Origin of the sequence: Streptomyces sp. NPDC026659 (assembly GCF_040638245.1) — a bacterium.
Taxonomy (GTDB): Bacteria; Actinomycetota; Actinomycetes; order Streptomycetales; family Streptomycetaceae; genus Streptomyces.
This window is the reverse complement of record NZ_JBEZXY010000014.1, coordinates 80638-103413: the sequence shown is the minus strand read 5'-3', so window position 1 is coordinate 103413 and position 22776 is coordinate 80638. Positions and strand designations below refer to the sequence as shown.

At 73.2% G+C, this 22776-nt stretch carries 21 protein-coding genes; 9 read left to right on the top strand and 12 right to left on the bottom strand.

The features are described 5' to 3' along the window. Positions 1–27: 27 nt before the first annotated feature. Both AB0E91_RS29125 and AB0E91_RS29120 read left to right on the top strand, forming a co-directional pair. On the top strand, positions 28–3207 hold the full coding sequence (locus AB0E91_RS29125; RefSeq protein ID WP_361787965.1) for a cytochrome P450: 3180 nt from the start codon (positions 28–30) through the stop codon (positions 3205–3207). A 132-nt stretch (positions 3208–3339) separates the two neighbouring features. Next, the gene (locus tag AB0E91_RS29120) at positions 3340–4629 is read left to right on the top strand and encodes an ROK family transcriptional regulator (protein WP_361787963.1); all 1290 of its coding nucleotides are present in this window, start codon (positions 3340–3342) and stop codon (positions 4627–4629) included. A gap of 208 nt (positions 4630–4837) precedes the next feature. Here the strand turns inward: AB0E91_RS29120 and AB0E91_RS29115 are convergent, their stop codons facing one another. Further along, entirely contained in the window at positions 4838–5878 is a 1041-nt protein-coding gene (locus AB0E91_RS29115; RefSeq protein ID WP_361787961.1) for a PHP domain-containing protein, read from the bottom strand. A 141-nt stretch (positions 5879–6019) separates the two neighbouring features. Between AB0E91_RS29115 and AB0E91_RS29110 the strand changes: the two genes are divergently transcribed. Continuing rightward, positions 6020–6265 (top strand): hypothetical protein, encoded by a 246-nt coding sequence (locus tag AB0E91_RS29110; protein ID WP_361787959.1) that lies wholly within the window; start codon positions 6020–6022, stop codon positions 6263–6265. Positions 6266–6333: 68 nt separating this feature from the next. Here AB0E91_RS29110 and AB0E91_RS29105 read toward each other — a convergent pair whose 3' ends face one another. The 3 genes from AB0E91_RS29105 to AB0E91_RS29095 all read right to left on the bottom strand — a co-directional run bounded on the left by AB0E91_RS29105 (position 6334) and on the right by AB0E91_RS29095 (position 9093). Continuing rightward, entirely contained in the window at positions 6334–7566 is a 1233-nt protein-coding gene (locus tag AB0E91_RS29105) for a lectin (protein ID WP_361787957.1), read from the bottom strand. 105 nt (positions 7567–7671) lie between these two features. Beyond that, positions 7672–8340, bottom strand: a complete 669-nt coding sequence (locus tag AB0E91_RS29100) for a VanZ family protein (RefSeq protein WP_361787955.1) — start codon at positions 8338–8340, stop codon at positions 7672–7674. Between the two features lie 84 nt (positions 8341–8424). After that, complete coding sequence (locus AB0E91_RS29095) at positions 8425–9093, bottom strand: DUF4230 domain-containing protein (protein ID WP_361787953.1); 669 nt, start codon at positions 9091–9093, stop codon at positions 8425–8427. 159 nt (positions 9094–9252) lie between these two features. Between AB0E91_RS29095 and AB0E91_RS29090 the strand changes: the two genes are divergently transcribed. Then, positions 9253–10206, top strand: coding sequence for a ribose-phosphate pyrophosphokinase (locus AB0E91_RS29090; RefSeq protein ID WP_361787951.1), 954 nt, complete (start codon positions 9253–9255; stop codon positions 10204–10206). 64 nt (positions 10207–10270) lie between these two features. On the opposite strand, the gene AB0E91_RS29085 is transcribed toward AB0E91_RS29090, so the two are convergent. The 3 genes from AB0E91_RS29085 to AB0E91_RS29075 form a co-directional block, all read right to left on the bottom strand. Further along, complete coding sequence (locus tag AB0E91_RS29085; protein ID WP_361787949.1) at positions 10271–10651, bottom strand: anti-sigma factor antagonist; 381 nt, start codon at positions 10649–10651, stop codon at positions 10271–10273. Between the two features lie 203 nt (positions 10652–10854). Then, entirely contained in the window at positions 10855–11154 is a 300-nt protein-coding gene (locus tag AB0E91_RS29080) for a DUF4235 domain-containing protein (RefSeq protein WP_361787947.1), read from the bottom strand. A gap of 425 nt (positions 11155–11579) precedes the next feature. Continuing rightward, positions 11580–12029 carry a nitroreductase family deazaflavin-dependent oxidoreductase gene (locus tag AB0E91_RS29075; RefSeq protein ID WP_361787945.1) on the bottom strand — a complete coding sequence of 150 codons (450 nt, stop codon included), beginning with the start codon at positions 12027–12029 and terminating at the stop codon, positions 11580–11582. A gap of 348 nt (positions 12030–12377) precedes the next feature. On the opposite strand from AB0E91_RS29075, the gene AB0E91_RS29070 reads away from it, so the two are divergent. From AB0E91_RS29070 to AB0E91_RS29060, 3 genes are read left to right on the top strand one after another with little or no spacing between them, the layout of a single operon-like run. Further along, complete coding sequence (locus tag AB0E91_RS29070; RefSeq protein ID WP_361787943.1) at positions 12378–13607, top strand: cytochrome P450; 1230 nt, start codon at positions 12378–12380, stop codon at positions 13605–13607. A gap of 12 nt (positions 13608–13619) precedes the next feature. Next, positions 13620–13847 carry a ferredoxin gene (locus AB0E91_RS29065; RefSeq protein ID WP_161181002.1) on the top strand — a complete coding sequence of 76 codons (228 nt, stop codon included), beginning with the start codon at positions 13620–13622 and terminating at the stop codon, positions 13845–13847. A 54-nt stretch (positions 13848–13901) separates the two neighbouring features. Beyond that, complete coding sequence (locus tag AB0E91_RS29060; RefSeq protein WP_361787941.1) at positions 13902–14414, top strand: flavoprotein; 513 nt, start codon at positions 13902–13904, stop codon at positions 14412–14414. A 10-nt stretch (positions 14415–14424) separates the two neighbouring features. Here AB0E91_RS29060 and AB0E91_RS29055 read toward each other — a convergent pair whose 3' ends face one another. Further along, positions 14425–15168: an endo alpha-1,4 polygalactosaminidase gene (locus tag AB0E91_RS29055; RefSeq protein ID WP_361788120.1), complete on the bottom strand. Its 744-nt coding sequence runs from the start codon at positions 15166–15168 to the stop codon at positions 14425–14427. 209 nt (positions 15169–15377) lie between these two features. On the opposite strand from AB0E91_RS29055, the gene AB0E91_RS29050 reads away from it, so the two are divergent. Together AB0E91_RS29050 and AB0E91_RS29045 are read left to right on the top strand one after the other, a co-directional pair. Continuing rightward, positions 15378–16346, top strand: coding sequence for an aldo/keto reductase (locus tag AB0E91_RS29050; protein ID WP_361787939.1), 969 nt, complete (start codon positions 15378–15380; stop codon positions 16344–16346). 327 nt (positions 16347–16673) lie between these two features. Continuing rightward, the gene (locus tag AB0E91_RS29045; protein WP_361787937.1) at positions 16674–18581 is read left to right on the top strand and encodes an RICIN domain-containing protein; all 1908 of its coding nucleotides are present in this window, start codon (positions 16674–16676) and stop codon (positions 18579–18581) included. Between the two features lie 7 nt (positions 18582–18588). Here the strand turns inward: AB0E91_RS29045 and AB0E91_RS29040 are convergent, their stop codons facing one another. From AB0E91_RS29040 to AB0E91_RS29025, 4 genes are all read right to left on the bottom strand, one after another. Next, positions 18589–19071, bottom strand: a complete 483-nt coding sequence (locus AB0E91_RS29040; protein ID WP_361787935.1) for a universal stress protein — start codon at positions 19069–19071, stop codon at positions 18589–18591. Positions 19072–19138: 67 nt separating this feature from the next. After that, positions 19139–20431 carry an arsenic transporter gene (locus AB0E91_RS29035; RefSeq protein WP_361787933.1) on the bottom strand — a complete coding sequence of 431 codons (1293 nt, stop codon included), beginning with the start codon at positions 20429–20431 and terminating at the stop codon, positions 19139–19141. A 53-nt stretch (positions 20432–20484) separates the two neighbouring features. After that, positions 20485–21210, bottom strand: coding sequence for a DUF4232 domain-containing protein (locus tag AB0E91_RS29030; protein ID WP_361787931.1), 726 nt, complete (start codon positions 21208–21210; stop codon positions 20485–20487). Positions 21211–21382: 172 nt separating this feature from the next. Next, positions 21383–22765 (bottom strand): serine/threonine-protein kinase, encoded by a 1383-nt coding sequence (locus AB0E91_RS29025; RefSeq protein ID WP_361787929.1) that lies wholly within the window; start codon positions 22763–22765, stop codon positions 21383–21385. Between the last annotated feature and the right edge of the window lie 11 nt (positions 22766–22776).

Genomic DNA, 22776 nt, shown 5'->3' with positions numbered 1-22776 from the left:
CGCCCCGCGAAAGGCAGTTGCCGCGCCATGCCCCCCACAGCATCGCTTCCCGAGCCCACCGACCAGCCCGGCGTCCCCATCGTGGACATCAGCGACATCGGTCCAGGCCGCACTCCCATCCAGCAGGTCATGGGCCTGATGCGCGAGCACGGCCCGGCGCTGGTGCGCCGGCTGCACGGGCGGGACGCGCTGTTCGTCGCCGACGCCGACCTGGTCGCCGAGCTGGCCGACGAGGACCGGTTCGCCAAGCACATCGGGCCCGCGCTGGAGAACGTGCGCGCCTTCGCCGCCGACGGCCTCTTCACCGCCTACAACGACGAACCCAACTGGGCCAAGGCGCACGACATCCTCATGCCCGCCTTCGCGCTCGGCTCCATGCGCGCCTACCACCCGGTGATGCTGAAGGTCGCCCGTCGCCTGATCGAGTCCTGGGACCGCTCCGCCGGTGCCGGGCGCCCGGTGAACGTCCCCGACGACATGACCCGGATGACGCTGGACACCATCGGCCTGGCCGGGTTCGACTACGACTTCGGCTCCTTCGACCGGGACGAGCCGCACCCCTTCGTCGAGGCGATGGTGCGCTGCCTGGAGTGGAGCATGATCCGCCTCGCCCGCGTCCCGGGTGGCGACTACGCGGCGGCCGACGCGGCCTTCAAGGCGGACGCCGACTACCTCGCGGGCGTCGTCGACGAGGTGATCGCCGCCCGCACCGGCACCGACCAGAGCGACGCCCAGGACCTCCTCGGCCTGATGCTCACCGCTCAGCACCCCGCCGACGGCACCACCCTGGACACCGCGAACATCCGCAACCAGGTCATCACCTTCCTGATCGCCGGGCACGAGACCACCTCCGGGGCGATGTCCTTCGCCCTCTACTACCTGGCCAAGCACCCCAGCGCGCTCCGGCTCGTCCAGCGCGAGGCCGACGCCCTGTGGGGCGACACCGCCGACCCCGAGCCGACGTACGACGAGGTCGGAAGGCTCACCTACACCCGCCAGGTGCTCAACGAGGCGCTGCGGCTGTGGCCCACCGCCGCCGCCTTCAGCCGCGAGGCCCGCGAGGACACCCTGCTCGGCGGCCGCATACCGCTGCGCGCCGGGCAGGCCGTCAGCGTGCTCGTGCCGATGCTGCACCGGCAGGACGTGTGGGGCGACAACCCCGAGCTGTTCGACCCCGAGCGGTTCACCGCCGAGGCCGAGGCAGCCCGCCCGGTGCACGCCTTCAAGCCCTTCGGAACCGGCGAACGCGCCTGCATCGGACGGCAGTTCGCGCTGCACGAGGCCACCATGCTGCTGGCCATGCTGGTCCACCGCTACCGGCTGCACGACCACGCCGACTACGCGCTCGACATCAAGGAGACGCTGACCCTCAAGCCCGAGGGCTTCACGCTCGCCCTGACCCCGCGCACCCCCGCCGACCGCGCCCACGCCCCGCTCCCCGGTGCCGCCCCGGCCACGGCCGCCCAGGACAGCGCCACCGGCACCCTCCCGGCCCGCGTCCGCCCCGGCACCGCCGCGCTCTTCCTGCACGGCAGCAACTACGGCACCTGCCGCGAGTTCGCCGCCCAGCTCGCGGACGAGGCCGCCGCCGTCGGCTGCGCCACCGAGGTCGCCGCGCTGGACGCCTACGCCGACGGCCTGCCCACCGACCGGCCCGTCGTCATCACCGCCGCCTCCTACAACGGCCGCCCCACCGACGACGCCACCGCCTTCCACGCCTGGCTGGACGGCGAGCACGACCTCACCGGCGTCACCTACGCCGTCCTCGGCGTCGGCGACCGCAACTGGGCCGCCACCTACCAGCACGTGCCCACCCGGATCGACGGCCGCCTCGCCGAACTCGGCGCCACCCGCCTCACCGAGCGCGCCGCCGCCGACGCCTCCGGCGACCTGACCGGCACCGTCCGCGACTTCACCGCCGGCCTGCGCACCGCGCTGCTCCAGGAGTACGGCGACCCGGACGCCATCGCGTCCGCCTCCGGCGACGAGCCCGAGAGCGCCTACGAGGTCCGCGCCCTCACCGGCGGCCCCCTCGACGCCGCCGCCGAGCGCCACGGCCTGGTCCCGATGACCGTCACCGAGGCCCACGACCTCACCGCGCCCGGCCACCCGCGCGTCAAGCGCTTCCTGCGCGTCGCCCTCCCCGAGGGCGTCACCTACCGCACCGCCGACCATCTGACCGTGCTCCCCGCGAACGACCCGGACCTCGTGGACCGCGCCGTCGCCGCACTCGGCGTCGACCCCGAGGCGATCCTCGACATCCGCGCCACCCGCCCGCGCCGCGACGGCCTCGCCGTCGACCGCCCGGTGACGGTACGTCAACTGCTGACGCACCACGTCGAGTTGCAGGAGAAGCCGAACCGCCGCCAGCTCGATCTGCTCGCCGGGGCCAACCCCTGCCCGCCCGAGCGCGCCGCCCTCGCCGCCCTGCCCGGCGACGACCCGCGCACGCTGCTGGAGATCACCGAGGACCACCCCGCCCTACGCGGCGCGCTCGGCTGGCCCCTGTTGCTCGACCTGCTCACCCCGTTGCGGCCGCGCCACTACTCCGTCTCCTCTTCCCCGGCGGCCGACCCGCACCACGCCGACCTCATGGTCTCCGTGCTCGACGCCCCCGCCCGCTCCGGCAACGGCCGCTACCGGGGCACCGGTTCGAACCACCTGGCCTCCCTCAAGCCCGGCGACACGGTGTACGCCCGCGTCCAGCCCTGCCGCGAGGTGTTCCGCGTCGACGGCGCGGCCCCGGTCGTGATGATCGGTGCCGGAACCGGCCTCGCCCCCTTCCGGGGCGCCGTCGCCGACCGCGCCGCGGCCCGCGCCCAGGGCGCCGAACTGCCCGACGCGCTCCTCTACTTCGGCTGCGACGCCCCCGACGCCGACTACCTCCACGCCGACGAACTGCGCGCCGCCGAGGCCGCCGGAGCCGTCTCGCTGCGCCCCGCCTTCAGCGCGGCCCCCGAGAACGGCGCCCTCTTCGTCCAGCACCGCATCGCGGCCGAGGCGGACGAAGTCTGGGACCTGCTGAACGCCGGGGCCCGGGTGTACGTCTGCGGCGACGGCTCCCGGATGGCCCCCGGAGTACGGGAAGCCTTCCGTGCCCTGTACCGGGAGCGCGTCCCCGGTGCCGAGGAGGCCGACGCCGTCCGCTGGCTCGACTCGCTGGTGGCGGACGGGCGTTACGTCGAGGACGTGTACGCGGCCGGCTGATCCAGAGCCCCTCGCGCCGCAGCTCATGGCTCCACGCCTTAGCTCACAGCATGAGATAAGGGCGCCCCGACATCGTGCCCGGCCTGCCAGGAGAGGTATGTTGCAGGTCGGGCACGGTTCGGAAGGGGCCACATGGCGGGGCGGAACGGGCGCACGGTACGCGATCTGAGGCGGGGCAACCGCACGGCCGTGCTCCAACGGCTGTACTTCGACGGGCCGTTGAGCCGATTCGAGCTCGGCCCGGCCACCGGACTCAGCTCCGGCTCGGTGAGCAACGTGGTCGCCGACCTCGTCGCGGACGGCCTGGTCGAGGAGGCGGGCAGCGTCGACTCCGACGGCGGCCGCCCGCGCACCCTCCTCCGCGTGGCCCCGCACAGCGGCCAGATGATCGGCGTCGACGTGGGCGAGACCCGCGTCCGCGTCGAGCTGTTCGACCTCGCCCTCACCGAACTCGCCCGCGTGGAACACCCGTTGGCCCCGCAGAGCTACGACGTCGACGTGATCACCGGCCATATCCGCGACGGCATCGCCGAGGTCCTCGCGTCCGAGGCGGCCGTACCCGCCCGGCTGCTCGGCGTCGGGGTCGGCGTCCCCGGCATCATCGAGCACACCGCCGACCGGGGCGCCGTGGTGCACGGGCAGACCATCGGCTGGGACGCGGTACCGCTGGAGCGGCTGCTCCGCTCGACCTCCCAACTCCCGGACGACGTGCCGTACTTCATCGACAACGGCGCCAAGACGCTCGGCCAGGCCGAGATGTGGTTCGGCGCGGGACGCGGCGCGCGCAACGCCCTGGTCGTCCTCTTCGGCTCCGGCGTCGGCGCCTGTCTGGTCGCCCCCGACGTGGAGCAGGGGCGGGCCGTGGAGTGGGGGCATCTGACCGTACGGGTGCGCGGACGCCGGTGCCGCTGCGGGGCGCCGGGGTGCCTGGAGGCGTACGCGGGCGCCGAGTCGCTGCTCGCCCGCTGGCGCGAGGAGGGCGGACGCCCGCCGGGGGACACCGACGAGGAGACCGCGCTGACCGCGATGCTCGCCGCCGCCTACCCGGCCGACGGTGCCGAGCCCGACCCGGTGGCCCTCGCGGTCCTCGAGGAGACCGCCGAGTACCTGGGTGCCGGGCTCTCCGACCTGATCAACCTCTTCCAGCCCGAGCGCATCCTGATCGGCGGCTGGGCCGGACTCCAGCTCGGCACCCGCTTCCTGCCCGCCGTACGCCGCCACGCGGCCACCTACGCGCTGCGCCACCCGGCCGACCGGGTGACCATCGAGCTCGGCCGTCTCGGGCCGGACGCGGTGACCGTGGGCGCGGCGATCCTGCCGCTGGCCGACTTCTTCGCGCGCGGCGGCCGACGGGCCGACCCCGCTCCCGGTGACCGGCTGCCCGCCTGGCACACGGCACTGGAGGAACGGTCGCCGCGCTGAACGCGCGGAAAAAGACCGTAAACCGAGGCAAAAGGGCTGTAAAAGCCTGAAAAAAAAGAGGAGCCCCGGCCGTGACGGGGGGACGCACGGCCGGGGCGGGGTGGGACACGGCCGGTCGGTCGACCGCGTCCCACACCTCCTACAACGGTTCACGCCGCCCGGTCGTTCCTGCGGGGGCGGTGACCCGTGTCACGTCCATGAGTGCAGGTCAGCGCGTTGCCGCCCGCTCGGGAACCCGGTCCTCGCGGGTCCAGCCCAGCAACTCGTCGGCCGTCCAGGCGGTCACCACCCGCTCCGGGGGCACCTCGCACTCCTCGGCGCGGGCGCAGCCCAGGACCTGCCAGTCCAGCTGGCCGGGCGCGTGCGCGTCGGTGTCGATGGAGAACAGCGTGCCCGCCGCCACCGCCTCCCGCAGCAGCCGCCCGGGCGGGTCGAGGCGCTCGGGGCGGCTGTTGATCTCCACGGCGGTGCCCGACTCGGCGCAGGCGGCGAACACCTCGGCCGCGTCGAACGTGGACTCGGGCCGCTTCTTCCCGGCGAGCAGCCGGCCGGTGCAGTGGCCCAGGATGTCGGCGTGCGGGTTCCGTACGGCCTTCACCATCCGGCGGGTCATCGCGCGGGCGTCCATCCGCAGCTTGGAGTGCACCGAGACCACCACCACGTCGAGCCGGTCGAGCAGCTCGGGCTCCTGGTCCAGCGAACCGTCGTCCAGGATGTCGCACTCGATGCCGGTGAGCAGCCGGAACGGAGCCCAGCGGGCGTTCAGCGCCTCGACCACGTCAAGCTGCTCGCGCAGCCGCTCCGGGGACAGCCCGCGGGCCACGGTGAGCCTGGGGGAGTGGTCGGTCAGCGCGGTCCACTCGTGGCCGAGCGCGGCCGCCGCCAGGCCCGTCTCCTCGATGGTGCTGCCGCCGTCCGACCAGTCCGAGTGGGTGTGGCAGTCGCCGCGCAGCAGCGCCCGCAGGTCCTCGCCCGAGCCGTCGGTGAGCGGCGCCCCGGCCTCCTCCTCAAGCGCGCTCAGATAGCCGGGCACCTCACCGGCCAGCGCCTCCCGGACCACCTGCGCGGTCTTCGGGCCGATGCCCTTCAGCGACTCCAGCGAACCGGCCGACGCCCGCCGGGCGACCTCCTCCTCGGGCAGCGCCGAGAGGACCCGGGAGGCGGTGCGGAAGGCCTTCACCCGGTAGGTGGGTGCCAGCGAGCGCTCCAGCAGGAAGGCGATCCGGTCCAGGGCCGCGACGGGATTCATGGGTCACCTCCGGCTTCGGGCACCCCGGCCGCACGGGGACCTCCAGCGTTCCCCAGCCCCGCGCCCCGCGCACGGCGGGCGCCGCCGGTCCGGCTCATCTGGACGAGTCGTCCAGGTCCGTGGCGATTTAGGCTCTAGAACATGACCGAACAATCAGCTCCGTACATGTCGAAGCCGCGGGTCATGGTGCTCGGTGTGTGTCCGGGCAAGCCGGGACGGCCGCCCTTCCGGATCATGGAGATCGACGGTGAGGTGATCGGCGAGGTCACGTCCATCACCGAGGTACTGGAGGTCGCCGCCGCCCGGGGGATCGTCATCCACGACCTGGACGATCCGGACGCGATCCGCTGGGTCGGCGGCGACAAGTTCACCTGGAGGCTGCGCTGAGCCCGGGGCGGGTCATGCGACCGTGAGCCCGGGGCGGCGGCTCGGCCGACGGTGACGCCCCGTCCGGGTCACCCGACCGTCCACTTCTGGTTGGCGCCCCCGCCGCAGGTCCAGATCTGGAGCCGGGTGCCGTTGGCCGGGTTGTTGTCGGTCACGTCCAGACACTTGTTGGCCTGCGGATTGACGATGTCGTTGGCCGACGACACCACCCACTTCTGGTTGGGGCCGCCCGTGCAGTCCCACAACTGGACCTTCGCGCCGTCCGCCGTGCTGTTGTCCACGACGTCCAGGCACTTGCCGAGCGCCCGGATCGTGCCGTCCGAGCCGACCGTCCACTGCTGGGCGGCGGTGCCGTTGCAGTCGTAGAGCTGGACCGGGGTGCCGTTCGCGGAGTTCGCGGCGGCCACGTCCACGCACTTGCCGGCCAGGCCCCGGATGGCCTTGCCCGCGGCGCCGTCGGACGTCGTCACCGACACCGAGTCGACCACCAGCTGCGCCGGGAACTGCGTCGAGCCGTCCGGGTCGCCCGGCCAGTAGCCGCCGACCGCGAGGTTCAGGATCAGGAAGAACGGCTTGTTGAACACCCAGGTCCTGCCGCCCAGGTCGGCCGGGGTGCGCCGCTGGTAGACAGTGCCGTCCACCGACCAGGTGATCGAGTCGGGCGCCCAGTCGACCGCGAAGGTGTGGAAGGCGTCCGCGAAGGCCTGCCCGTTCGGCAGCGAGTAGCCCGCGCCGATGCCGCCCGAGCCTGAGTAGCCGGGGCCGTGGATCGTGCCGTGCACCGTGGAGGGCTCGAAGCCGACGTTCTCCATCACGTCGATCTCACCGGAGTCCGGCCAGTTCACCGGAGTGCCGAGCATCCAGAACGCGGGCCACATGCCCTGCCCGCGCGGGATCTTCATCCGCGCCTCGACATGGCCGTACTGCGCGTTGAACTTGCCCGAGGTGTTCAGCCGGGCCGAGGTGTACTGGCAGGTGCCGTACCAGCACTGGTAGCCCGCCGGGTTCTCCCGCTTGGCGGTGATCACCAGATGGCCCTGGCCGTCCAGGGCCGCGTTGTTGGTGCCCGAGGTGTAGTACTGCCGCTCGTGGTTGTTGACGTTGTCACCCGTCTCCTGCGTCCACTTCGAGGAGTTGACCGCGGAGCCCGCGGGTCCGTCGAAGGTGTCGGAGAACGTGGTGACGGCCGCCGCGGTGGGCGCCGCCGACTTGGCGTGCGCCGGCGCGACGGCCGCCGTACCGATCAACGCGGCGGACAGGGCCGCGAGCAGGCATCTGCGGAGCAGGCGTGGGGTGGCCATGGCTCTCCGTTTCACGTGGGGGGTCTGCTGCACCTCGATTCAAGGAGTGAACTGATGACACGTCAATAGCTTGGTACGTACCAATAGTTGGAGAGTCGTCATGTGTCAGACGTCGGCGGGCTCACGCACCCGTCGCGCGTGCACCGCCCGGCCGAGGCGACGACCCAGCAACGCCCAACCCAGCAGCGCGCCAGTGGTGTTGAGGATCACGTCGTCGATGTCGAAGGCGCGCCCGGTGATCAGCGCGCCCTGCGTCAGCTCGACCATCAGCATCACCAGCGCCGTGAGCGCGAGGACCTGGAGGACACCCCGGGCGCGCGGCGCGAGAACCGGCACCAGCACGCCGAACGGCACGCCGAGCAGGATGTTCCCGCCGAGCTGCCGGACCACGTCGCGCACGGACGCGTAGTCGAGGTACGCCCGCAGGGAGCGGCCCGGATGCAGATTGCTGTGGGTCAGCGCCACCGAGGCCGGGGAGGGCTCCAGGGTGACCCGCGCGAGGAGGATGGCGAAGGCCACCATGAAGACGAAGGCCAGCAGCATGATCGGCAGCCGCAGGGGGAGCGGGAGCGGCCGGGGGCCCGGGGACGGCGCCGCCTTCTCGGGAGCGCTGGTCCGCCGGAGCTTCCCGAGGAAGCCCGCTCGTCCGGCCTGCGCGGGAGCGGCGGCCTTCCCGGGAGCGCTCGCCCGGCCTGTCTTCGCCTTCCGTTCGGGCCGCTCACCTCGCCTCGGCAGGCGCAGCGCGGCGGGCAGGCGGGGGGCGGTACGGGCCATGCGGTCCTCCGGTCGGGGATGCGGGTGTGTGTTCAGGGGCTGTACGGGCGCCTGTCCTCGGCGGCGCCCTACGGGTACGTGCGTTCAGGAGCCGTAGGTGACGCTCACCTTGTCGAAGCCGAGGGAGTGCAGCAGGCCCTGGAGCATGTCGGTGGTGTTGGTCTCGGCGCGCGCGGTCAGCTCACTGTCCTTCGCGGCCTCGCCGATGTGCTTGACGGCGAGTTTCTGCACCGCCTGCTCGCCGTTGGGGTTGTCCGAGAAGAAGTCGCCGAGGCGGTCGAGGAGTCCGCGCTGCTTGGAGACGGCGTAGGAGCGGTCCGGATCGAGGGTGGCCTTGCCGAGCCGGGCGTGCGGGAGGCGCAGGGTGGCGGACGTGCGGTCCTTGTCGACCTGCACGTCCTGCTTGCCCAGCTTCCCGAGGTCCACATAGGCGTCCACGGTGCCCGCGCCGACGTACAGCGTGCGGGTGCCCCGGAGCGCGTCGGGGAGGAACTTGGCGTCCTTCTCCAGGTCCACCACCACCTGGAAGTTGCCGGAGGCGGCGTCGTAACGGCTCATGTCCTGGATGGACTTGAGAAGCGCCGGGCCGGAACGGTCGTGCGTCTCGGTGCCGAACAGGTCCTTGATGCCCGGGAGTACGGCCAGCCGTATCCCCGCCAGCAGCAGCACCAGGACGACGGCGATCGCGGTCACCACCCTGGCCCAGCCGGGCAGGCGGCGGGGCAGGTCTCTGACGGAACTGGTCTTGTCCACGGGTCCTCCTTCCCCCGAACAGATGCCCGCCAAATCCCTTCACAGACCGGGGAGTTGACCGGACGTCCGGATCACGTGCGGGGCCGGTGGCGCGGGGGAGGCGCGGGGCGCCGCTAGCATGGCCGCCGCAGCCCGTACGGATCATGCGAGGAGCGGATCGTGCGAGACATCGCCGTCTTCAGTGGCAGTGCCCATCCCCGGCTGGCCGAGGAGGTCTGCGCGCATCTCGGGGTGCCGCTCAGCCCGACCCGGGTGAGCCGCTTCGCCAACGACTGCCTGGAGGTGCAGCTCGAGGCCAACTGCCGGGAACGGGACGTGTTCCTGATCCAGCCGCTGGTCAAGCCGGTGCAGGAGCATCTGGTCGAGCTGCTGCTGATGTGCGACGCGGCGCGGGGTGCCTCGGCCGCCCGGATCACCGTCGTGATGCCCCACTACTCCTACGCCCGCTCCGACAAGAAGGACGCGCCCCGCATCTCGCTGGGCGGCCGCCTCGTCGCCGACCTGCTGGTGGCGGCCGGGGCGAGCCGGGTGCTCGCCATGACCCTGCACGCCCCGCAGGTGCACGGCTTCTTCTCCGTCCCGGTGGACCATCTGCACGCGCTGCGCGAACTGGCCGCGCACTTCTCGCGGTACGACCTCTCCCGCACCACCGTCGTCTCCCCGGACCTCGGCAACGCCAAGGAGGCGGCCGCCTTCGCACGGCTCATCGGGGCGCAGGTGGCGGCGGGCGCCAAGCAGCGGTTCGCGGACGACCGGGTGAGCATCAGCTCCGTCATCGGCGAGGTGGCTGGGCGTGACGTCATCGTGCTGGACGACGAGATCGCCAAGGGCAGCACCGTGCTCGAACTCCTGGGCAAACTAAGGGAATTGGGTCCACGCTCGATCCGGGTCGCCTGCACCCACGGGTTGTTCGCCGCCGGCGCGCTGAAGCGGCTCAGCGAACAGCCGGACGTCCTGGAGATCGTCTGCACGAACACCGTCCCGGTCCCCCTCGACGACCACCCCGAGAAACTCCGCGTCCTCTCCATCGCCCCGGCCCTCGCCGAGGCCGTACGCCGCATCCACAACGGGGAATCGGTGAGCGCGCTGTTCGAGGAACCGAAGAGCGAGTGAAGCGAAGAACGCGTGAACCGAGCGCGCCGTGCACGCTCGGTGTGCCGTGACGGCCGTACTCCGCTCAGCGGGGCTTCCCGCTCCCGTCCGACTCGTTGATCACCGACTCCAGGGTGGGGTGCGGAGGCACGAGGCGGGTCAGGCCGGTGACGCGGAAGACGCGGAGGGTCAGGGGGTGGGTGCAGACCAGATGGAGACGTCCGCCGCGCTCCAGGAGGCGGCCGCGGGCGCGGTGGACCAGGCGCAGCCCCGAGCAGTCGAAGAACTCCACGGGGCGCAGATCGAGGACGAGCCGGACGCCGGGGCGGCCGGTGAGGCGGTCGAGCAGCGGGGCGATCTCGGCGGCCGTGGCGATGTCGATCTCGCCGCGTAACTCCAGGACCGTGTGGCCCCGGTCCTCGTGCACCCGCAGATGCCGGGTGGGCGGGGTGGGGTCCTGTCGCACGACGACATCACCTCCCACCCGCGCCCGTGACGGACTCCGCGCCCGCCTACTCGCCTTCGACAGGAGGAATTTGAGCATGTTCGATTGACATATGTCTTCGACTTTGACGCATGTCGTTCGAACATGATCGAGCTGCGGATACGTAAGCGATTGCGTGGCTCGATCATGGCGCCCGGCGGTGCTTCGTCCGGTGTCGCCGTCGCTCAGTGCCGCTTCGCCGCGTGCGGCTGCGGCCAGCTCCCCGTCGAGCGGGCGACCGCCTTTGCCCGGGTACGGTCCACCGCACTGCGCGCCACCGCGAAGATCGCGCCCTGCACCGCCGCCGCGAGCAGGATCTCGCCCCAGCCCCGGTCCGGGTCCAGGGGGTCGGGCGCGTGCTCCTCGTGCCGGACGACCGTCCACACCTTGCGGAACGCCAGCCCCGCGAGCGCGCCGCCCGCCCAGCTGAGCAGGAAGCCGACCGGCTGGTAGTGGAGGGGAAGCTTGGTCCTGTTCTTCGCCATGGGTCACTCCTTCCTCGCGTCACGGACCTCTTGTCGGCCGAGCGGGACGCGCCACCCGTTTCGCCCTCCCCGGCGTCGTATGAACCGCCCGGTCCGGGGCCTGCGGTGACGGATGAGCGGGACATTCCCGAAGCGGAAGAAGCAGACCCGGCAGACCAGGGCCGTCCGGCCGATCCGCGCCACCCGTCCGGGTAAGGCAAGGAGCGGTATTTCTGGCCCCTGCTCGCGGCCGTCGGGATCTTCCTCGACGTCACCGACCGCGACGGGGCCACCGGGACACGGGAGAGCCCCGCCGCGACGGGGGAGCGCGGCGGGGCCTGACCGGCGAGTGCCCGGCCCGGGGGCGGTTCATGCGCACCGCCCCCGAAAAAATCACCGCGGACCCGGACCGCGATGCCTCACCGCGGACCCGGACCGCGCCGGACTCAGCCCGCGTCCACCGGCTCCAGCACGAACACCGGGATCTCCCGGTCCGTCTTCTCCTGGTACTCGGCGTACGGCGGGAAGGCGGCCACCGCCCGCTCCCACCACTCGGCCTTCTCCGCGCCGGTCACCTCGCGGGCCCGCATGTCCTGCTTGACCGGGCCGTCCTGAAGCTCGACCGCCGGGTCCGACGTGACGTTGAAGTACCAGACCGGGTGCTTGGGCGCGCCGCCGACGGAGGCGACCGCCGCGTACTTCCCGTCGTGCTCCACCCGCATCAGCGGCGTCTTGCGGATCTTGCCGCTGCGCGCGCCCCGGGTGGTCAGGACGATCACCGGCAGCCCGGTGTCCCGCAGCGTCGTCCCCTTGGTCCCGCCGGACCCCTCGTACAGCTCGACCTGCTCGCGCACCCACTGGGTCGGGCTGGGCTCGTACTCGCCCTCAAGCGGCATTGCCTGGTCCTCTTCTCGTTCAGACGGCTTCTTGCTCGTACGGCTGTCTTCTGCGACCTGCCACAACAGCGGCGGGCGCCGCAATCATCCGTACCGCGCAGCGGTGGCCGGAACACCCCCGGGGCCACGAGACTGAAAGTGGCCGAAAGCAACCGAGTAACCTGGCCGGGAAGAAGCGAAGTGCGCTCCGGAACGGCCGGAACCGGTGCTTCCGTGCCCATGACGGCCACGCTCTTCGGCCAGACCCGGGGGACCGCCGATCTGGCCGAACTTGCCGTCGCCCCATGGGTGCCGCAGGCATCTAATGAAGATCGGCACGACGCACCTTCTCGTCTGCGAGGTCTTTCCATGACGGAACTGACGGACATCACCGAGCCGGACACCCCGGCCGCCCCCGTCGCCTTCCCGCAGGACCGCACCTGTCCCTACCACCCGCCCACCGGGTACGGCCCCTTGCGCGAGGCGCGGCCGCTGTCCCGGGTCACGCTGTTCGACGGCCGCGAGGTCTGGGCCGTCACCGGGCACCCCGCCGCCCGCGCGCTGCTGGCCGACCCCCGCCTGTCCAGCGACCGCACCAGGCCCGGCTTCCCCATCCCCTCGGCCCGCTTCGCCGGGGTGCGGGACCGCCGGGTCGCGCTGCTCGGCCTGGACGACCCCGAGCACAAGGTCCAGCGGCGGATGATGATCCCGTCGTTCACCGTCAAGCGCGCCGCCGCGCTGCGGCCGGCCATCCAGCGCATCGTGGACGACCTCCTCGACGCGATGATCGAGCAGGGCCCGCCCGCCGAGCTGGTCTCCGCCTTCGCGCTGCCCGTGCCGTCCATGGTGATCTGCGGCCTGCTCGGGGTGCCGTACGACGACCACGAGTTCTTCGAGGAACAGTCCCGCAGACTGCTGCGCGGCCCGACCGCCGAGGACACCCAGGCCGCCCGCGTGGAGCTGGAGAAATACCTCGGCGCTCTCGTCGACCGCAAGGCCGCCGCGTCCGGGCCCGGCGACGGCGTGCTCGACGACCTCGTGCACCAGCAGTTGCTCGAGGGCGCCCTGGACCGCGCGGAGACCGTCTCGCTCGGGCTCATCCTGCTCGTCGCCGGGCACGAGACGACCGCCAACATGATCTCGCTGGGCACCTTCACCCTGCTCCGGCACCCCGAGCGGCTGGCCGAGCTGCGCGCCGACCCCGCGCTGCTGCCCGGCGCGGTCGAGGAACTGATGCGGATGCTGTCCATCGCGGACGGCCTGGTGCGGATCGCCCTGGAGGACATCGAGGTCGAGGGGCAGACCATCCGGGCCGGGGAGGGCGTGCTCTTCTCCACCTCGGTCATCAACCGCGACACGTCCGTGTACGAGGACCCCGACAGCCTGGACTGGCACCGCTCCGCCCGCCACCACGTGGCCTTCGGCTTCGGCATCCACCAGTGCCTGGGGCAGAACCTCGCGCGGGCCGAGCTGGAGATCGCCCTCGGCTCGCTGCTGACCCGGCTGCCCGGGCTGCGGCTTGCCGTCCCGGCGGAGGAGATTCCCTTCAAACCCGGCGACACGATCCAGGGGATGCTGGACCTCCCCGTGACCTGGTAAGAGGCTCAGGCCATGCACATCGACATCGACACGGACACCTGTATCGGCGCGGGACAGTGCGCGCTGGCCGCCCCGGCGGTCTTCACCCAGGACGACGACGGCTACAGCTCGTTGATCCCGGGCCGCGAGGACGCCACCGACAACCCGATGGTGCGGGAGGCGGCGCGGGCCTGCCCCGTCGGCGCGATCACCGTCACGGAGGACTCGTCCCGGGCGGCGGTGACCGTCACGGACGACTGAGTACGACTGAGTACGGCTGCCGGTGCGGGCCGACGGTCCCGGTAGGGTGCCCGGATGACCGACCGCACCGGCAAGCCGTTCCTCTACGTCGTCGTCTGCGCGGCCGGGATCGCCGACGGGGTCGGCACCCTCATCGCGGCCGCGCGGGGCCGGGGCTGGGAGGTCGGCGTCATCGCCACCCCGGCGGCCACCAACGGCTTCTTCGACCTGGCCGCCGCCGAACGGCTGACGGGCCGTACCGTGCGCTCCGCCTGGCGCACCCCGGCCGACCCGCGCCCCTTCCCGCCGCCGGACGCGGTCGTCGTGGCGCCCGCGACCTTCAACACCGTCAACAAGTGGGCCGCCGGGATCGCCGACACCCTCGCCGTCGGCACCCTGTGCGAGGCACTGGGTCTCGGCGTGCCGATCGTGGTGCTGCCCCGCGTCGGCGAGGCGCTGGCCGCCCACCCCGCCTACGGGGAGAGCGTGGCGCGGCTGACCGGGCTCGGCGTGCGGTTCGGGGCGGGCGGCGGGGACGGCGGCTTCCCCTGGGAGTCGGCCCTCGACCTGCTGGAGCCGCCCCGCTGAGCCGTCGGGTTCAGCGGGTCCGGCGGACGTACCCCGGATCGCCGGGCGTGGCGACCTCCAGGTCCCGGCGGACGATGCTCAGCCGGCCGCCCCAGCGCGCCAGCGCCCTGCGCAGGCCCGTGTCGGTGTACTCGACGTCCAGCACCCGGTCGTCGTACGCCTTCGCGTACACCCCGCACTCGTCGTACTGCCCGCACTCCTCCGTCACCGCGAAGTCCAGCCCGGCGGCGGTGCGGCGGTCGGTCAGTTCCGCCGTGTTCTTCTGGCCGACGGCGAGGTGGCGGGCGTGTGCGTGGCGGGTCAGCAGGCGCATGTACGCGACCGCGTCGGCGGCGGAGAGCAGCCGGTGGGAGCGGGTGTAGCTGTCGTAGTTGTCGGGCTCGACGGCGTCGAAGCCCTTGCGGGCGCAGCCGTCGATCCAGCCGTTCACCCGGCGCGCGACCCGCTCCCGCTTGGCGGGGGTGCGCAGGTCGAGGAGGGGTTCGTCCCAGTCCTGGTCGATCACCGTGCGGCCGTCCGTGTCGCGCAGGAGCAGGTCGGCGGGCCAGTCGGCGCGTTCGTCGGGCTGGGCCTGGAAGGCGTTGACGTAGCAGACGTTGTAGTGGCCGGGGGCGGGGGAGCCGGAGCGGTCGCGGGTGACGATCCGGACCCCGGCGGGCGGTGGGTAGGCGCCGCCGATCTGGTAGTCGAACCCGGCGTGGCGCGGCGGGAGTCGCACCCCCTCCGCTTCCCGACCCGGTCCGCAGCCGGTCAGGGCGACGGCGAGGGCGAGCAGCGCGGCGGCGGCACGCGGGACAGCCTGGCGGGCCACGTCCGCTCCCTCGGTTCTGGGGTGGGGCGGTGGGACCGCCGTACGGCACTGTCGTGATCCAACCGGCCGCGCGCCGCGTGCGTCAACTCGCCCTGACCAGGCGCGCGTACCCTCGCGGTGACGGCACCTCCCCGACGGCAGGAGCGGCAACGATGCGGTATGTGAAGCTGGGTTCCACGGGCCTGGACGTCTCGCGGATCTGTCTGGGCTGCATGACCTACGGCGAGCCCGACCGGGGCGTCCACGAGTGGACGCTCGACGAGGAGGCGGCCCGGCCGCTGATCCGGCAGGCGCTGGAGGCGGGGATCAACTTCTTCGACACCGCCAACGTCTACTCCGACGGCACCAGCGAGGAGATCGTCGGCCAGGCCCTGCGGGACTACGGGCACCGCGACGAGATCGTGCTCGCCACGAAGGTGCACGGCCGGATGCGCCCCGGGCCCAACGGCGGGGGCCTGTCCCGCAAGGCGATCATGTCCGAGATCGACCACAGCCTGCGCAGGCTCGGCACCGACTACGTGGACCTCTACCAGATCCATCGCTACGACCATGAGACTCCCGTCGAGGAGACGATGGAGGCCCTGCACGACCTGGTGAAGGCGGGCAAGGTCCGCTATCTCGGGGCGAGTTCGATGTACGCGTGGGAGTTCGCCAAGGCGCAGTACACGGCCGAACTGAACGGCTGGACCCGGTTCGTGTCCATGCAGAACCACTACAACCTCCTCTACCGCGAGGAGGAGCGGGAGATGCTGCCGCTCTGCGCGGACCAGGGGGTCGGCGTGCTGCCGTGGAGCCCGCTGGCGCGCGGGCGGCTCACCCGTGACTGGGGCACCGTCACCGGACGCAGCGCGGGCGACGACTTCGGCAGCCGGCTGTATCTGGAGAGCGACCGGGAGATCGTGGAGGCGGTGACCCGGGTCGCCGGGGCGCGGGGCGTGCCGCGTGCCCAGGTGGCGCTGGCCTGGCTGCTGCGTCAGGACACGGTGGCGGCGCCGATCGTCGGGGTGTCGCGGCCCGGGCATCTGCAGGACGCGGTGGCCGCCGTGCGGCTGGAGCTGACCGACGAGGAGATCGAGGAGCTGGAGCGGCCGTACACCCCGCGCGCGGTGAGCGGGCACTGATTTCCACCGCTTTCCACCGCCTAATTTTTCCTTGAGTGATCAACAGGATTCCCGGGATTGAATCCCGGTCAATGATCATCTTCCTTCTCGCTCCGTTCCGTTTTCCGTGCCCGCGAGCGGGAGATCTCTTGTTCCGTGCCGCCGGCCTGTGCGAAAGTGTGCGCTGCCGGCGTCCGGACAATTATTTTTCCGCCGCGAGCGCCGGTCCGCTCCGGTGCGTCCCCCCTGTCTCAAATGAGCTTCCCCAGGCGGGCGTTGGGGCTGTCGCGTCCGGGGTCCTGCCGTCGGTATGGGCCGATTCCGTGTCGGGTCTGGAGGAATGCGGTAGTGAAAGGCGAAGGACCGGAGAATTTCCCTGATTTCCCCCAGTCCCCGGATTCCGTCGATTATGCCGAGCACGGCAGGCGGGCTCCGGTATCGGACCGGGAACTCAGTGCCGAGCTGAAGAACTGGACGGGAGCGGCGCCCGCGCTGCACCCCGTCGGTGAACTCCTCGACCGGCACTGGGCCGCGGGCTACGCCTACGCCCGGCTGTGCACCGCCGGACCGCGCGCGGCCGGGATGCTCACCACCGCCGCCTTCACCCGGCTCTTCGGCGAGACCCTGCGCCAGACCGGACCGTCCGCCGCCTGGCGCCCCCATCTGCTGGTCACCGTGCGCCGCGTCGCCGCCGAGTGGGACGGCGACGGCCGCCAGGACCTGCTGCACCCCGCGCTGCGCCCGGTCCCCGGCAGTACGGAGCGCGCCGCCGCCCGGCTGCTCCCGCCCTCCGGCAGGCGGCTGCTGTCCCGCGCCTTTCAGCGGCTGCCCCAGTCCTACCGCGCCGTGCTCTGGCACGCCGAGGTCGAGGGCGAGCCCCTCTCCGTCCCCGCCGAACTGCTCGGCCTGGACGAGGAGAACACCCTCATCGAACTGCGCCGCGCCCGCGAGCGGCTGCGCGAGGAATGCCTCCAGACCCACCGCGAGCTGGCCGCCGACCCCGAGTGCGGGCGCTATCTGCGGATGCTGGACGTGACCTTCCGGCGCGGCGCGATGGACATGGACCCCGATCTGCGGACCCATCTCGAGGGCTGCCGCCACTGCATGGAGACCGCCGAGCAACTCGCCCGCTTCAAGCAGGGGCTCGGGCTCGCCCTCGCGGAGTCGGTCCTCGGCTGGGGCGCCGCCGAGTACCGCGAGGCCCGGACGAACCGCGCCGAGGAGGCGCCCGCCGTCCCCGCGCTCACGGGCGGCGAGGACTTCGGCCCGTCGCTCGCCGCCGCCCCGGGCCTCCCGCCCGCGCAGCGCGACATCACGCCCCACGGAGCGACCGTCCGCTCCGCGCACCGGGCCGCGCGCCGCGCCCGCCGCCGCAACCTCGGCATGGCCGTCGCCACCGTCGGCGGGCTGGTCGTCCTCCCGCTGGTGCTCTGGTCGGCGTTCGGTTCCGGCGACGAGTCCGCCCGCGCCCACGGCGCCACCCCCTCCGAGGCACCGGACACCCAGCCGCCCTCGTCGGGCCCTTCCTGGGCCGGGGCGAGCACCCGCGAGGGCGCCCTGCACGGCAGGCTGCACAACGTGGCCTCCGGCGACTGCATCGGTGTCGTCGGCGACGCGGTCCAGGGCGCCGAGACCGAACTGGCCGCCTGCTCCGCGGCGCCGTCACAGCGCTGGACGTACGAGACCGACGGGCTGCTGCGCAGCGATGCCGCCCCCGACCTCTGCCTCGACTCCCACCTCGGCTACTCGGTCCGCCTCGCCCCCTGCTCGGCCACCGGACGTACCGCGAAGAACCTCCGCTACGACTTCACCCTCCAGGGCGTCCTCGTCCCGCGCTGGGACCAGGACCTCGCCCTCACCCCGGCCGCCACCGACGGCTCGGGCGCGCTGGTCGTCAAGAACCGCGAGGACACCGGGGCGCAGCGCTGGGTGATGGACACGAGCCGTACCGACCCGCAGATGCAGACCGTCAACTGGGACGGCAGCACCCCGCCCGCCCAGGGCACCGGCAGCGCGCCCGCCGCTCCCGCCCGGACCGCCGCGCCGGCTCCCACCCGGAGCGCGCGGCCCGCCCCCAGCGCCACCCCCACCGAGCAGCCGGGGCCCACCCGGGAGGGCTTCCCCGTCTCCTACCGCTGCGCCGACCACCAGGACGCCTGTCTCCGGGACGGCCAGTACGGCGACTGGGACCACGGCGGCTCCTACGGCTCCTACGGGGGTTCGTACGGGGGTTCCTACGGAGGTCACCGCCGCTGACCGGTCGTCAGTGGGGCGGTGGTGGCGGCAGGGTCCGCAGGGAAGGCGCCCGGTCCGGCCAGACCAGCAGGACCGGGCAGGGCGCGTGGTCCACGGTGAAGCGGGAGGCGGGGCCCAGGCTGTGCGGGCCGAGCCGGGTGTGGTCGCCGTCGCGGGCGAGGACCAGCAGATCGGCGCCCTCGGCCGCCGCGACGACCTCGCGCTCGACCCGGCCGGAACGCTCCTCGCGGACGCAGGGGCGGCCGAGCCGTTCGGCGGCCGCCGCGAGCAGCTCCGCCGCCGAGCCGTCGTTCAGCGCCTCCATCAGATCGCCCGGATCGCCCCGGCGCCCCCGGCCGAGCAGGCCCGCGAACGCCCCGTGCGCCACCCCGGGCACCTCGGGCCCGCTCACGTGCAGCAGCACCACCTCAGCACCGGCCGGGGTGTGCTCCCGTACGGCGTCCACACAGGCGGGCCAGGTGCCCTCGACGAGCCAGGCGATCACACGCATCCGGTCGGGCCCCTCTCGACGTACGGCGGTCGGTGCCCCGGACCACCGCGGCTTCGGAACAAGTGCTTCAGAACAGGTGCAGCGCACCCCACAGTGCCACCACCGACACGGCCAGCGCCGAGGGCACGGCGATCAGACCCAGCCGGGTGAACTCCCCGAGGTCCACCCCGTGGTCGTGCTGGTGCACGATCCGCCGCCACAGCAGGGTCGCGAGCGAACCGGCGTAGGTGAGGTTCGGGCCGATGTTCACCCCGAGCAGCACCGCGAGCACCGCGCCCGCGCCCGCCGGGGCCGCCAGCGGCAGCAGGACTAGGACGGCGGGCAGGTTGTTGATCAGGTTCGCCAGGACGGCGGCCAGCGCGGCGGTGCCCAGCAGCGCGAGCAGGCCCGTACCGCCGGGCAGTACGTGCTTCAGCGCGTCCGCGAGCCCGTTGTCCACCACCGCGCGCACCACCACCCCGAGTGCAAGGACGAACGCCAGGAAGGAGGGCGCCGCCGCCCGCAGAACCGTCAGCGGGGTCGCCTGCCGCCGGATCAGCGCCCGCCCGGCCAGCACCAGCGCGCCCGCCGCCGCGACCCACGCCGGGTCCACACCGAAGCCCGACGCCACCACGAACCCGGCCAGCGTGCAGCCCACCGTCACCAGCGCGAACAGCGGCAGCGGCGGCTCCTCGCCCGTCTCCCGGGCACCCGGCGCCGAGACCGCCAGATCCCCGGCGAAGAACCGCCGGAACACCACGTACTCCACCCCGATCGCGGCCAGCCACGGCAGCGCCATCAGCGCCGCGAACCGGGTGAAGCTCAGCCCGCTCGCCGCGAAGGCCAGCAGGTTCGTCAGATTGGACACCGGCAGCAGCAGCGAGGCGGTGTTGGACAGATGCGTACAGGCGTACACCTGCGGTTTCGGTCGTACGCCGGTCCGCGCGGCCGTCGCGAACACCACCGGGGTCAGCAGCACGATCGTCGCGTCCAGGCTGAGCACGGCCGTGATCACCGAGGCCAGCGCGAACACCGCCGTGAGCAGTCGCACCGGGCGCCCCCGCGACCAGCGCGCCATCCACGCCCCGCACGCCCGGAACAGCCCCTCCACGTCGCAGAAATGGGCCAGCACCAGCACCGCCGCGAGGAACCCCACCACCGGGCCGAGCCGCGCCACCTCCTCGCGGGCGTGCTCCGGCGAGATGACGCCGAGGGCGATGGCGAGCCCGGCGGCGGGGACCGCGAGGACGGCCTCGGAGCGGCCGAAGGGCCGTACGACCGCCCAGGCCAGCACCGCCACGAGCAGGACGGCGGACAGGGTCTCGGCGAGCGCGGTGTTCAGGACGTTCCTCCGGGGCGGACGCGGTCGGTGCCCGCCCATGAAAACAGATCAAGGGCGGGGCACCGCGCGTCCGTCGGGGCCGACTTCGCCGGTCAGGGCTGGGTGCCCGGCCGGAACACGCTCAGGAACACGGAGGAGGAGTTGCCGCCGACCGGCACCGCCCCGGCCGACCACGCCACCTTCAGCGAGTCGCGCTCGTCCGGCGGGGTGACCACCAGCGCGGCGGGCTGGGCCTTGGAGGCGCCGCTGATCTCCGGGTTGGAGAAGGTCAGGCCCGCCCAGGCGCTCGCCCCCGGCCGCAGCGTGACTGTCACCGCGGAGCCGGAGGAGCGCTTCGGGTCGGGCCCGAGCTGCTTGCCCGAGGCGTCGACGAAGGCCGCGCCCGGATAGCCGTGCACCGTGCAGGTGCGGGCGGACTTGTTGGTGAGCACGACGGGGAAGTTCTCCTGCCCGGCCCCCGGGTCGTTGCGGCCGACCGATGCACGCAGCTCGGAGGTGTGGCAGCGGGAGCTCGCGGCGGGCCGCGTGCCCGGCTTCGTCGCGTCGCCCTTGGTGCCGTCGTCGTCCTTCGTGCCGTCGCCGCGCCGGGACTCGTGGGCCGAGGCGGATGCGGTGCCCGGCTGTGTGGCCGTCGCCGCCGACGCGGGCGGGGAGGCACCCGGGGAGCGCTCGGTCGCGGGCGCGGCCGTGCCCGACTCCGTCTTCACCGGTTCGGCCCGGACGCCCTGGCCGCCGCCGCAGGCGGTCAGCAGACCCAGTACGGCGACCGACCCCGCGATGAGGGCCCCGCGCCGCGCGGAGGGAGATGAGTTCGCCATGTCGCTCGACACTCCTGGTAGTCGCGGCACGCGCCGTACGCGTGCCTCCGGCGCCGGGTGCGCCGTCACCACACTCCGATGCGCGGACCGGGGGAAAAGTTCGGAGCGCGCGAAGAGTATTTTCCCGCCGCGCGCCTTTTCGTGCCCCGTCGGCCGATCCGCCCCGCGCCCGTCAGCCGACCCGCAGGGAGCGCAGGATGCCGTCGGTGGCGTCCCCGCCGCCCCGGCGGCGCACCTGGACGTACACCTGCGGCTCGTCCGCGCCATTCGCCGGGCGCAGCGCCGACTCGGTCACCGAGCCGCCGTCCGGGCAGTCCGCCCAGGTGTGCACCGTGCCCCGCCGGCCGCCGCCCGTGAAGGCCCGGTCACCCGCGTCACGGCACCCCGCGTGGGTGAGCGCGGCCACCCGCGCCGCCGTGTCCCCGTGGTCGGACACGCCGACGAACACGCCGTCCACCGGTGTGTCCAGGTCCGGCCAGCGCGCCAGGTCGCCCGCCACCACCAGCCCCGGTTCCTGGCCGGACGGCAGCCCGATCGCCGCCGGGTTCCAGCCCGAGTCGCGGACCTCGCGCGCCCATCCGGCGGGCACCTGGACGCTGATCCGGCCCGAGGCGTCCCGCACCCGGACCGGCCCGGCGTCTCCGGCGGCGGGCCGGTGCAGCACCAGAGCCACCGCTCCGGCGGCCACCCCCAGCGCCACCGCCCCGGCCACGACGGCGTACCCGGCCCGCATCCGGCGGGGCCGCCATCGGCGCCCGGGGCCGCCGCCGTCCGCCAGCCGCTCCAGCTCGTCCGCGAACGCCGCCGCGTCCGGCCAGCGCCGCTCCCGGTCCGGCTCCAGCGCCCGCAGCAGCGCCCGCTCCACGTCCGCGCCGAGCCCGGTACGCAGCCGCCCCGGCGGCACCACGCGGCCCGGCGGCCCCGGCACGGTGCCGGTGACCAGCTCGTAGCCCACCGCGCCCAGGCTGTAGACGTCGGCGCGCGCGTCGATCCCCGCCCCCGGCTCGGCCTGCTCCGGCGGCTGATATCCCGCCGAACCCGTCGCCATCGTGAGCACGGACGCCTGCGCGAGGCTCTTGGCGAGCCCGAGGTCGGCGAGCAGCAGCCGCCGCTCGCCGTCGGGCGCGGTGTGCAGCAGCACGTTGGTCGGCTTGATGTCGCGGTGCACGATCCCCGCCTCGTGCAGCGCGGCCGCCCCTCGCGCTGCCTGCGCGGTCAGCCGCAGCGCCTCCTCGACGGGCGGCGGACCGTCCGTCAGCAGGTCGGCGAGCGTGCCGCCGTCGGCGTACTCCATGACGAAGTACGGCCTGCCGTCCGGGAGTTCACCGATGTCGTAGACCTGCACCAGACGGCTGGAGGAAGCCTTGCGCAGCAGCTTGGCCTCGGACAGGAACCGCTCGCGCACATCGAGCCGGTGCGCCCAGTTGTCCGCGAGGACCTTGACCGCCACCGGCGCGTCCAGCTCGTCGTCGTGGGCGAGCCACACCGTGGCGAAGGCACCGGTGCCCAGGACCCGTTCCATGCGGTGACGGCCGATCCGCTCCGGGGGATGCATACGACTATCAT